Origin of the sequence: Okeania sp. SIO2C2, from assembly GCF_010692625.1 — a bacterium.
Lineage (GTDB): Bacteria > Cyanobacteriota > Cyanobacteriia > Cyanobacteriales > Microcoleaceae > Okeania > Okeania hirsuta.
This window is the reverse complement of sequence record NZ_JAAHGM010000059.1, coordinates 31,496-42,886: the sequence shown is the minus strand read 5'-3', so window position 1 is coordinate 42,886 and position 11,391 is coordinate 31,496. Positions and strand designations below refer to the sequence as shown.

Genomic DNA, 11,391 nt, shown 5'->3' with positions numbered 1-11,391 from the left:
GGACTTATGACTGCCCTGACTGTGGCTTGTCAATAGATAGAGATTTAAACGCCAGTATAAATTTGAGAAATGCGGTCGGCTCGGTCGTGAATGCCTGTGGATGAGTAACCGCCGACGGTCTCAGTAGTTTGCGTAGCATTCCGCAGGAAAGCAGGAAGTAAACATCAAATTGTCACGTTATGTGACTGTTTGTATCGGTTTTATAGAGCAGTATAATGGTAGAACTAGCAAAATAAATCCAACTGTACCTTATTAATTCATGCTATAACAACTAAAAACTGACAACTAAAAAAACGGTTATGACAGCAAATAATCTCAGACAGAAAATATTAGAACGCCTGGAGCTACTATCGGGAGAGCAAGTAAAAAATCTGCTCCGAAAATGGCTAGTAAATTCATCTGGTAATTTAGAATATTTTGAGGAATTACTGATAAATGAATCCGATAAAAAAACAGAAGAATTACTAGATTATGGAGAGATAGATTCAACGTTAAATTTTATCTCTTTGACGGAAGAAGAAATGGTTCAGCAAAGTAAATTAGCTCTTGAGGATTATCGTCGTCAAGGGTTTTCAGTTGCCCATAGTCGGGTGCGCGAATGGGCCGATAGTTTAGGGACTGATGCAGAAAAACCATGCCCGAGATAGTTTGGACAGACAGAGCTGTTGAAGACCTCAACCGTCATTATGAATTTCTGAAGACAAACAATGCTGATGCTGCTACAAAGGCAGTACGAGAAATTGTTTCTGCTGGGGAAAGTTTACAGGAAAATCCCCGCCGTGGTACGCCTATAGGTGAGGTTTGAGGGTTGCGCAAGCTTTTGGTTTCTTTTGGTAAGTACGGTTATGTCATTCATTACACTATTCTTGAAGATGATGTTGTTATTTTGCGCGTTTACCACGGACGAGAAAATAGACCTCGCTAGTTTGGTGGTTTGGGTTGGTTAATGGATAGTTTGGTTGGGGAGCGATCGCTATTTCAGTTATCAGTTATCAGTTATCAGTTGCCATTGATGGTTTGCTTGGGGAGCGATCGCTGTTTGGGAAGTTTTGAACTTGATAAAAGTAGGTTGGGTAGAACGACAGTGTTAGCGGAGCTTCCCGAAGGGAAACCCAACAACACCTTTACGTTTTCCGTTTATGTTGGGTTACCCTTACGGGAAGCAAGCTACGTTACCTCAACCCAACCTACAAATACTGGTATAGTAAGGTCTAGTTGTTTTTGTAGTTGGTAACGTTCTTTTAAGATTTGTCCTGGAGTTAACATAATAAGTTAAAAGTTAAAAGTAATCTCAATATTATCGAGTCATAATACCGTAGTTCATTATTGTAGCGCCATGATACAGGTAAAATAGTGCCAAACTTGTAGTGTGTCGGTCCAGTAGGGTGCGTTAGACAGCTATAACCTAGACTGTACAAGGTATTTAACAATCTGTCGCAGGGGACCATTTTAGATGTGTCAATCTAGTAGTGGTCTGACACGTCTAAACTGAGAATTTACCGGATAATTAAGGTAAAATGCCTCTCCTTTAAAGGAGAAAAAAGCGGTCGAGAGATGGCGAGGTCTCCCGCTCTTGACAAAGCTGCAGAGCAATTCAAGTCGCTGAGCGTTTCGCTGCGCGACATGAAAAACGCGCGTTGTGCGGAACGCTAAACGCCATATCCAATCTCCCCTTGAGAAGAAAAAAATTTTCCTTAAGCGTCAATCCTATTCGTTTTCAAGGAGAGGTAATTGTTAATTATTAATAATTAATAATTAATCGTTGAAAGATAGCGTACTGAGGAAATAATAAAAATTAATGGACATAATGTTATCTCTCTATAATTACTCGGACATAATATTATCTTGATCTCCGGGTCTCCTATTTCCTAGTTCAATGAGAAATATCAGATACATAGATATAGTGTTTTCATCACTAATTATCCGGACATGGTATAACTAGAATTCTCAAAAAAAATCAAGCAAAGAATTCAGCCTCTGGATCTTTGCTTGATAAATTAGCTATGATAAATTTTTATTGTTATTTTTTCTGCTGCTTCTTTCGGGATAAGGCGGCGATCGCTACTGTTCCTGCTATTCCTAAGAGCGATGATGGCTCTGGTGTTGGTTGAGGGTTGATGGTAAATAAGTATGCTGAACCACTTGAGTCTCCGTTGTCATCATCTTCTAATGCACCAATCAGGGCGAGGTTATCCCTTAGAGCTACTGACCCTCCAAAGAAGTCGAATTCAGAACCGTCGGGTGCGGTAAATTTCTGGAGCAAACTGCCAGTAGTAGTGTCAAATAGGTAGGCTGAACCACTGTCTTCTCCGTTGTCATCATCTCCTGATGCACCAATCAGAGCGAGGTTATCCCTTAGAGCTACTGACCCTCCAAAGAAGTCTGATTCAGAACCGTCAGCTGCGGTAATTTTCTGGAGCAAACTGCCAGTAGTAGTGTCAAATAGGTAGGCTGAACCACTGTTGCTTCCGTTGTCATCGTCTCCTAGGGCACCAATCAGGGCAAGGTTATCCCTTAGAGCTACTGAGAATCCAAAGAAGTCAAATTCAGAACCGTCAGCTGCGGTAAATTTCTGGAGCAAACTGCCAGTAGTAGTGTCAAATAGGTAGGCTGAACCACTGCTTCTTCCGTTGTCATCGTCTCCTGTGGCACCAATCAGGGCAAGGTTATCCCTTAGAGCTACTGACCTTCCAAACAAGTCAAATGGAGAACCGTCTGGTGCGGTAAATTTCTGGAGCAAACTGCCAGTAGTAGTGTCAAATAGGTAGGCTGAACCAGTATTGATTCCGTTGTCATCGTCTGCTAGGGCACCAATCAGGGCGAGGTGATCGCTTAGAGCTACTGAGTCTCCAAACAAGTCTGATTCAGAACCGTCTGGTGCGGTAAATTTCTGGAGCAAACTGCCAGTAGTAGTGTCAAATAGGTAGGCTGAACCACTGTCTGCTCCGTTGTCATCATCTCTCAAGGCACCAATCAGGGCAAGGTGATCGCTTAGAGCTACTGAGTCTCCAAAGAAGTCAAATGGAGAACCGTCTGGTGCGGTAAGTTTCAGTTCAAAAGCGTTAGCAGGAGCTGTCAAAGCAAATCGCTTTCATTTCTGACTGGTAAATCTAACATCTGAAAAGCTACAACTTGCGGTTGTTTCTGAAATGAAACAAACAGAATCATCCAGGCAGTTATTACCCCAATAATTCCCTGAAATGTACGTTGATGACCATATTGATTAGCAAATATTCTGAGTATTCTTTGTCCAGAATGAACGTATAAACTTGCTAATACTGAGGGCATAAACACAAATAAACTTGTTGTTAAAGCCAACACAAATAAAGATAAAAGTAATGTAAATACATAGCCAGGAGCGTAAGTTAACTCAGAAATAATTCCTTGAAGCCAGTAAAATGAGAAAAATTCTCGTACTAACATTACAGATACTGGCACGGCATAAAATAGTAGTAATACTCCCACATATAAACCAGTTAATAACATCAGGCTGTGGGCAAACATTTGTAGCCACGATACTAACTTATTTCGATTAGCATAACCATATAACATTTCCAGAGCAAAAGCGATAATGCTAATGAAGATTGTGGCTAAAATTAAAGTACTAGCTTGAGTAAGTTCTCGCAGTACAAAAAAACGTAATAAACAGAGTAAAAATAAAGGAGCTTCAACTCCATAAAATAAACGGAATAATTGCAGAGGTTGTTTCCGAAAAAGCCATCCACCAATGATAGTAAAAATAGTAGGAATTGCCACTATTCCAATGAAAGTAATTAAAAATTGACCGGGAATTAAACCAGAGAAAGTATCTTCAATTAAAGACCATCCAATAGTTGGCAAAATCCAGAAATATACAGCTCCCAAAAATGTCACATTCCAGACCAAAAAGATACTGTAAAAAGTCAGATTCAGAAATTTTTTAATTTTCATAAAATTTACTCCTACAAATTATTTAGCGATCGCCTATTTTCTCTAAAAATTCAATCTATCCATTGCTTTCAGGATCTATCCCCGCTTCTCGCAATAATTGTTCTAAGCGTTTGGCGCGCTCTTGAGCAATTTCCTTCTCTTGACGCTCTTGTTGAAGTTCTTGTTCAGCAACAGTGGCGCGATGTTCTGCAACCTCTAGTTGTTGTTGAACTTCAATATAATCTGTAAACGGTTGGTCATCAGGATGGTACAAAATTAGTGTTTCTGTTGTTAACTCAAACCTAATTCCTAACCTAGGCGAAACAAAGCCATTTATTTGATCAATTCTTTCTAGGAAAAGTTCTGAACGTAACCATCCCGTTAAACTATTTTTTTGTGGGTCATATAAATAATATTCTTCTACTCCATAGCGGTCATAAAATAATAATTTACGCTCCATGACGATCTTTTTCCGATAATGAGTTATACAGTTTTTTCATTTGTTGCTCTACTTTTTCAGAATAAGGATTCATAGAATTAATATAATTAGAAGTTAAAATTGTATGACAATCAGCCTATCATTACTGAGTCTATTTTTGGATCTTATTTAATTCTCATTCCTTAAGTCTCCAAACAAAATTCGGATTAGAAATGCTCACTTTACTACTGCTTACAACGCTCTAATGAATCAAAAACAGTCTCATAATTTTAATTCTGATTCTAGCAAGTAGAATAATGTAGGTTGGGTTGAACGAGTGAAACCCAACAAATTCTTATACCATTTTAATAAAGTTTTGAGCCGATAAAATCTTACTTTTAACTTTTGACTTCCGTGAAACGGTACTACTTGTGTTGGGTTGAGGGGCACCCTCAACCCAACCTACGAGCAAAAAAAACTCACTGCCATAACACCAAGCATCTAAAATGTCATTTTATGTCTACGCTTTCGTTAATTTACCCAAATCATCCCTAGCATTGCCAAATAGCATTTATTACTATAATCATCAATTTTTTAAAACTTCTCTTTTTCAACCCTTTATCCCTACTTACTAATCCATTACAAAGTTTGAAATCTCTTGGTAATAGTGGAGGAGAAATAGTAGACAATTTATCTGGAGGACTAGGAGAAATAGTAGACAATTTATCTGGAGGACTAGGAGAAATAGTAGACAATTTATCTGGAGGACTAGGAGAAATAGTAGACAATTTATCTGGAGGAATAGGAGAAGTTACAGATAATTTATCTGAAGGACTAGGAGAAGTTACAGGTAATTTACTTGGTAGTAAGCAAAACAAAAAGACAAAAAATCAGAAGACAAAACCCCTGGGAAAGTCAAAAAAAAACCAGAATCAGATCCACCACCGTTACAACCAGACTCCTCGGAATTACCAACCAATATAGTAGAACAATTCCAACTGCCAGACGAAGCATCCCCATCAGGTCTCCCATTACCCCCAGAGTCCTTGGAACCCCCCACCGATATAGAAAAAGAAGACCCAGACGAAGTTTCCCCCTCAGAACTTCCAGACACATTAGACGTAGTCTATAAAAATACTAAAGGATTAATCTATATTCAAGATTTGTACTCTAAAGGCAAAGCAAGTAATCTCTATACCCTAGATATAGAATCAGGAAAAACAGTCTTAATTGGTTCTATGGGTATGCATATAGTTGATATTGCTTTTTGTGGAAATATACTCTATGGTATTCGGTGGCGCCACCAAAAAACAACAGATTTAGTCAGAATAAATCCCACTACTGCCAAAACTACAATTATTGGTAAATTAGGTAATAGTAAAGTAGCTAGTTTAGCTTTTTCTCAACATAGAAAAACTCTTTATGCCATGGGTCCTCAAACATTATTAAGAGTAAATGTAAAGACTGGTGCAGGAAGAGTTATTAGGTCTTATAAATCTTATTATCCTTTTTATTGTGGTGGTTTAGCTTTTGATAGTAAAGGCAGAGCATATTCAGATTTTGGTAATAATAATAATCGGCAAAGATACCTGATGCGACTTAATCATAATGGTACTCCTATTGCTGTTGGTGGTGCTAGTGGAATTAAAAATTCTGGTAGTCTAGATTTTTACGGCGATCGATTATTTGCAATATTTAATGGTCAATTTGTTAAGTACGATTTAATTACTGGTAAAGCAAGGTTGGTAACTTATACAGAACATAATGTTCCTTGGGCTGGAATGAGTGTTAAATTGCATCCTAGTATAAATAAAATGTCTTGAATTTGAGTTAGAGAATGAAAGAAAGTCATCAATTTCTGCCTAAAATAAGTTTTTAAAATTGTATAAGCTACCTATCTCTATCATTATTTACCTTTTTTGATTCAATATTTATTTCTTCTTCTTTATTCCTGATTCCTTTGTGATATATTAAATTAAATAACTAAAATGTTAAAATTTTAGGATTTAGATGTTTATTTGAGAGGTATTGAGTGATGAGGGATCTTAGTAATGTTCCGATACATTTGCTGAATCACGAACATTATCATCAAATGTTAGTTCGTGATGGTCAACGTCGTTTTAAAGAGTGGCGTACAGAATATCTCAGATATCGGCAAGAGTTTCTCAAGGATCAACGACGTCGAATTCGGGAACTAGAAAATTTGCGTGAGTCTATTGATCAATATCATAAACGTCGTTTCCGGGAGTCTCGGAGAGAATTTTTGCGTTATCAGAATAAGTTTCTGAATGAGATGCGTCGTTATTAGGTTGATATTGTTCCACTCCAAATTAATCTTGTGGGGTGGAAATTTCTTTTCCTCTGCGTTTCAATTGGTGTAGTTGTTACATATAGATTGAACATAGTATTAATAAATTAATGATTATACGAGAAGCTTTAGATTCAGATTTAGATGATGTACTATCTGTCGAACGTGCTGCGTTTGGTTCAGACGAATGTGTTGAAATTGTGCAAAAGCTTCTTGGGGACGATAGCGCTCAACCTATTGTTTCTCTGATTGCTTTCCAAGAAGATAGAGCAGTAGGACATATTTTTTTTAGTAAAGCTACTCTGGAACCAAATGCTCCTTTATCAATTTCAATTCTAGGTCCTCTTGCTGTTGTGCCGAATGCTCAAAGACAAGGTATTGGTGGTAAACTTATTAAAAAGGGATTAGATATTTTATCGGAATCTGGAGTAGACCTGGTTTTTGTTCTTGGTCATCCCACATATTATCCCCGTTTCGGATTTAAACCAGCAGGTAATCTTGGGTTTGAACCTCAATATCCCATACCCGAAAAAAATGCCGATGCTTGGATGGTTCAAGAATTGCGTCCGGGAATGATTGGAAATTTCAGTGGAAAAATTATCTGTGCAGATAGTTTGGATGACCCAAAATACTGGCGGGAATAAGATTAACGAAGTCAGAAGTCAGTAGGGGCGAATGGCATTTGCGCTCCGCAAAGCTCCGAATGGCGCCCTCACTAGATTTAGTGTCCGTGCGTAAGTCCAGATCAAATCTGGTAGCATTGGTATTAAGAACAACTAAAGGTAGGATTAGTTATGAGTGAAACAAAAGTAAAAGTAGAACTGCCGCCACCTTTTCCAGACCATACTCAATTACCAGATGAAGACTGAACCTTTGTGAAAAATTTCCAGGAGCATCCCCAAAGTATTCTGTTAACTGATTCCATAGGACCAATTTTACAACAGCGACACCCGGATGGAAATTATGCTATTGGGCAAGACTGTGGCATCTATATGGCGGGAAACGGAACCTCCAGAAAAAGGAGCAGAAGCACCATATTGGTTTTATATTCCTGATGTACCACCATTACTAAATGGTGAGTTTCGTCGTTCCTATTGTTTGTGGCGAGAATATATTGCCCCTCTTATTGCTCTGGAACTTTCCAGTGGTGATGGTTCAGAAGAATTAGACAAAACTCCTTTATCGGTTTCTGCTGAAGGAGAAATCACAAAACCAGGTAAATTTTGGGTTTACGAACGCATCATTAGAATTTCCTACTACGGAGTATATATTATCAAAAACAATCAATTACAAATGTATTGTTTTGGTAATGGTGGTTATAAAAAAATGTCTCCTAACGAACGGGGGCACTATTTCATTGAACCTCTGGGAGTAGAATTAGGGATATGGCACGGTTCCTATCAAAATCAAACTCTATCTTGGTTACGTTGGTGGGACAAAGATGGCAATTTGTTGTTAACAGGAGCAGAAAGGGCAGAAATAGAAAAAGCTCGTGCAGAAAAGGCCGAACAAGCACGGATCAATGCTGTTTCTCAACTCTTAGCAACAGGAATGGACGTGGCACAAGTAGCACAAATTCTTAGTTTCACTGTTGAGGAAGTGAGACAAATTGCGGAAGTCAGAAGTCATGAGTCAGAAGTCAGAAGTTAAGTTCTTTAGGTTAATAATTAAAGTTTGGGCGATCGCTCTATTTTGAGGGTGAGTTGCCACCAAGTTAAATTTTCCTGTTCCTAGAAATTATCCTGAAAATTAGAGTAATGTAGAATCCTGCTGAAAAGTTGTCATTGTGATGATAGGAAGCAATCTCGCACAACCCCTGAGATTGCTTCCTTCCACGGAGTAACCGTCGCAATGACTTGGAATAACAAATCATCCGGATTTAATATGATGTCCTGGAATGGAATAGCAGTTAAATTTACCAATAATTATATATGGCCACCAGATTAATTGAATTAGAAGATGGTATTTTAGTTGAGGCAGAAGTCCCAGAGAATGAAGCCAAACCTATTTCTACTAATGTTATTAAAGAAGTTAAATCTAGTTTTGCTAAGGTTAAACCTATATTAATTAGTATTAGTCGTCCTATTGCTGAAGCTTGGCAAGAAATAAATAAGGATATGGAAATTGAACAAGCTGAGGTGGAAGTGGGTTTTAATTTTGAGGGGGAGGGTAATCTTTATATTACTAAAGCAAAGGCTGGTACGAATTTAAAGGTTAAGTTGGTTCTGAAACCTAAAAAGTCAGAGAATGAGTAACTTAGAAGAATCTATTGTTTTAATTACCAGTGCTAGTGACAACTCTTTCAAAGCGGATGTTATTGGCACTGGATTTGCTTTTTATCGAGAAGATAATTATACTTATTTGCTAACCTGCGCTCATGTTGTTGAGGATGTGGGTGGTGAGGAAAATGTTTTGGTAAATAGTATTCGGGCAAAAGTTTTAGCAACGGGAGATGTTAAGGGTTTTGATTTAGCCGTGTTGGGAGTTGAAAAGCTGAATGTGCCACTTTTCCAGCTCATAAGTTTATCTGAAACAAAAAATCGAAAGTTTCAGACAGCAGGTCATTTTCTCTATGGTGAAGAGAAAAAAATCTTGCTGGAAACTGTTGGTGGAACTTTTGGGAAAAAGCGCCTTGCTCGTCAAAATGATGAGAGGGTGGCAGTTTGGAATTTGTTGGTTGATGAAGGCGAGCGGCTCCGTAAAGGTTATAGTGGCTCACCTGTTGTTGACTGTGAAACTGGTTATGTGTTGGGCGTAGCTACCAATATGGAGAAAGATGGAGCGGAGGGGTTAGCTATTTCGGTAGAAGCTTTGCAGAAAATTTGGCCTCAAATTCCTCTTGCTATTTCTTGTTTTTACCGAGAAAAATTTGATGTGATAACGGTAAACAACAAAGGTGAAGAAATTGAGCGTCGTTCCTATGAAGCAGCATTTTTTACTGAAGATTTGGGTAATGGTGTGATGTTAGAAATGGTGTCTATTCCTGGGGGTACTTTTCTTATGGGTTCGCCGGAAAATGAAGCCAGATGGAATGATAGAGAAAGTCCTCAACATCAAGTTAATCTCCTACCTTTTTATATGAGCAAATACCCTATTACTCAAAATCAGTATCAAGCCATTATGGGAAAAAACCCTTCTTACTTTAAAGGAGGAAACCGCCCAGTAGAAAAGGTGTCATATCAAATCCGTTTAATTCGGTATAAAAACATTCTTGATCTTCACCATTACCAAATCTTCATAAATTTTTTCCCTCCTAACTCCTGACTCCTGACTCCTACTTCAAAAGATTTTATACCGATGCTACCGGATTTGATATCATGGTACGATGCTGTAGAATTTTGTCAAAAGCTATCCCAGAAAACTGGAAAAAACTACAGACTGCCTAGTGAGAGTCAGTGGGAATATGCTTGTCGCGCTGGTACAACTACACCGTTTCATTTTGGAGAAACAATAACGTCTGAGTTAGTTAACTATGACGGTAATTATGTTTATAGCAATGCTCCCAAAGGAAAATATCGCAAAGAAACAACAGACGTAAGAAGTTTTCCTAGTAATCCTTTTGGTTTACATGATATGCACGGGAATGTCTGGGAGTGGTGTCAGGATGTTTGGCATGATAACTACAAAGATGCGCCTACCGATGGTAGTGCTTGGGAAAGTGAGGGAGAGAGTGATATAAGATTGCTCCGTGGCGGTAGCTGGAACGATGATTCTACGAATTGCAGGTGTGCCAAGCGTTTGAATCTCAATGCCGACTACCACAGCCAACGTTGGGGTTTTCGGATTGTCTCGTCTGTCTCGGTCGTTTCTGTTTCTCGTTCCTAGGATTCTTCCCCTCTGCTCTTTTCCCCTTTTTCCCTTGGCTCTTTTTTTCTCTTTCCTTTGAGTGAGTGGCGCGTTAGCGCGTCGAAATTTTTTTTAGATTCCCTTACTGTCATTTGGTTAAAGAAACTAAGAGACATTTTCAGAAAAGAGAGAGGTAGAGAGTAAGGGGAAATAATTGAGTCAGGACTTAGGCAGAACCACCATATCTAGTAGGGGCTTTCTGGCATTCGCCCTTGCTATATGTAGAGTCTCTGCGTAAGTCCTGATCAAATCTGGTTTATTGGTAAAATTGAATATTGTCAGGGTTTGGAGACCAAACCCCTACCAAACTAATCAATAAAAGACAAATGAGCGATCGCCAACTTCTAGAAAGAATTACTATCAACCCTACTGCGGAAACTGCTGTAACTATTGTCCAATAGATTAGATAAATAGACATCTCCAGAAAAGAGGGAACAGGGAACAGGGAAGAATAATTGATGATTTATGGATAATAATTGATTTTAATGAGTGATTTTTGGAGATGTCTAATAGAACATCAATATAGGATATAAACAGGCTTAAACCTTTGCCTGTCAAGGCTTTCAGCTAATTAACTATTGGCCAACAAATGAATAGAATATCAACTAAAGGCTTTCAGCTAATTAACTGTTGGCCAACAAATGAATAGAATATCAACCTATAGTTACACTTCGTTAATGCACCGCAAATCTAGGATGTTTCGGTCGGTTACGCTGACGCTTTTCATGTCGGCGACAGCCGAAACCAACCCTACTGGACCATTTCAACTAAAATAGTGCATTAGGGAGTAGGGGAGTAGGGGAACCCACCCCCTAACCCCTCCCAGGAGGGGAAGATTGTTGTTGGGTTTCGTCCCTCAACCCAACCTACATCTATTGCAACATTTAAGATGAAACAGTTCACTACTACT

At 38.6% G+C, this 11,391-nt stretch carries 13 protein-coding genes and 3 pseudogenes; 13 read left to right on the top strand and 3 right to left on the bottom strand.

Going from position 1 to position 11,391, the window contains the following annotated elements:
* From F6K18_RS36965 to F6K18_RS29275, 4 genes and pseudogenes are all read left to right on the top strand, one after another.
* Positions 1-104 (top strand): zinc ribbon domain-containing protein (locus F6K18_RS36965; RefSeq protein ID WP_353735207.1); only part of this gene is annotated, 104 nt, incomplete at its 5' end.
* A 195-nt stretch (positions 105-299) separates the two neighbouring features.
* A complete protein-coding gene (locus tag F6K18_RS29285) occupies positions 300-647 on the top strand; it encodes a hypothetical protein (RefSeq protein WP_287526107.1) in 348 nt (115 codons plus the stop codon).
* A pseudogene (locus F6K18_RS29280) lies at positions 635-925 on the top strand (type II toxin-antitoxin system RelE/ParE family toxin). Before F6K18_RS29285 ends, F6K18_RS29280 begins: the two are co-directional and overlap by 13 nt.
* 9 nt (positions 926-934) lie before the next feature.
* Positions 935-1,234, top strand: a complete 300-nt coding sequence (locus tag F6K18_RS29275; RefSeq protein WP_287526105.1) for a hypothetical protein — start codon at positions 935-937, stop codon at positions 1,232-1,234.
* Positions 1,235-2,020: 786 nt separating this feature from the next.
* Here F6K18_RS29275 and F6K18_RS29270 read toward each other — a convergent pair.
* From F6K18_RS29270 to F6K18_RS29260, 3 genes are read right to left on the bottom strand one after another with little or no spacing between them, the layout of a single operon-like run.
* Positions 2,021-3,079 carry an FG-GAP repeat protein gene (locus F6K18_RS29270; RefSeq protein WP_287526103.1) on the bottom strand — a complete coding sequence of 353 codons (1,059 nt, stop codon included), beginning with the start codon at positions 3,077-3,079 and terminating at the stop codon, positions 2,021-2,023.
* Positions 3,076-3,930, bottom strand: coding sequence for a TIGR02921 family PEP-CTERM protein (locus tag F6K18_RS29265; RefSeq protein ID WP_287526100.1), 855 nt, complete (start codon positions 3,928-3,930; stop codon positions 3,076-3,078). The genes F6K18_RS29270 and F6K18_RS29265 overlap by 4 nt, the downstream gene beginning before the upstream one ends.
* A 55-nt stretch (positions 3,931-3,985) precedes the next feature.
* The gene (locus F6K18_RS29260) at positions 3,986-4,369 is read right to left on the bottom strand and encodes a hypothetical protein (protein ID WP_287526097.1); all 384 of its coding nucleotides are present in this window, start codon (positions 4,367-4,369) and stop codon (positions 3,986-3,988) included.
* A gap of 606 nt (positions 4,370-4,975) precedes the next feature.
* Here F6K18_RS29260 and F6K18_RS29255 point away from each other — a divergent pair.
* From F6K18_RS29255 to F6K18_RS29215, 9 genes and pseudogenes are all read left to right on the top strand, one after another.
* Positions 4,976-5,311, top strand: a complete 336-nt coding sequence (locus F6K18_RS29255; protein ID WP_287526095.1) for a hypothetical protein — start codon at positions 4,976-4,978, stop codon at positions 5,309-5,311.
* A 62-nt stretch (positions 5,312-5,373) separates the two neighbouring features.
* Positions 5,374-6,150 carry a hypothetical protein gene (locus F6K18_RS29250; RefSeq protein WP_287526093.1) on the top strand — a complete coding sequence of 259 codons (777 nt, stop codon included), beginning with the start codon at positions 5,374-5,376 and terminating at the stop codon, positions 6,148-6,150.
* A 212-nt stretch (positions 6,151-6,362) separates the two neighbouring features.
* The gene (locus F6K18_RS29245; RefSeq protein ID WP_287526090.1) at positions 6,363-6,635 is read left to right on the top strand and encodes a hypothetical protein; all 273 of its coding nucleotides are present in this window, start codon (positions 6,363-6,365) and stop codon (positions 6,633-6,635) included.
* Positions 6,636-6,745: 110 nt separating this feature from the next.
* On the top strand, positions 6,746-7,279 hold the full coding sequence (locus F6K18_RS29240) for an N-acetyltransferase (protein WP_287526089.1): 534 nt from the start codon (positions 6,746-6,748) through the stop codon (positions 7,277-7,279).
* 150 nt (positions 7,280-7,429) lie between these two features.
* Positions 7,430-8,285, top strand: a pseudogene (locus tag F6K18_RS29235) (Uma2 family endonuclease).
* A 281-nt stretch (positions 8,286-8,566) separates the two neighbouring features.
* A complete protein-coding gene (locus F6K18_RS29230) occupies positions 8,567-8,890 on the top strand; it encodes a CU044_2847 family protein (protein WP_287526086.1) in 324 nt (107 codons plus the stop codon).
* Positions 8,883-9,899 carry an SUMF1/EgtB/PvdO family nonheme iron enzyme gene (locus F6K18_RS29225; protein ID WP_287526083.1) on the top strand — a complete coding sequence of 339 codons (1,017 nt, stop codon included), beginning with the start codon at positions 8,883-8,885 and terminating at the stop codon, positions 9,897-9,899. The genes F6K18_RS29230 and F6K18_RS29225 overlap by 8 nt, the downstream gene beginning before the upstream one ends.
* A 51-nt stretch (positions 9,900-9,950) precedes the next feature.
* Positions 9,951-10,460 (top strand): annotated as a pseudogene (locus F6K18_RS29220) (formylglycine-generating enzyme family protein); the annotation flags it as partial.
* Between the two features lie 296 nt (positions 10,461-10,756).
* The gene (locus tag F6K18_RS29215) at positions 10,757-10,882 is read left to right on the top strand and encodes a hypothetical protein (protein ID WP_287526080.1); all 126 of its coding nucleotides are present in this window, start codon (positions 10,757-10,759) and stop codon (positions 10,880-10,882) included.
* The last annotated feature ends 509 nt before the right edge of the window (positions 10,883-11,391 follow it).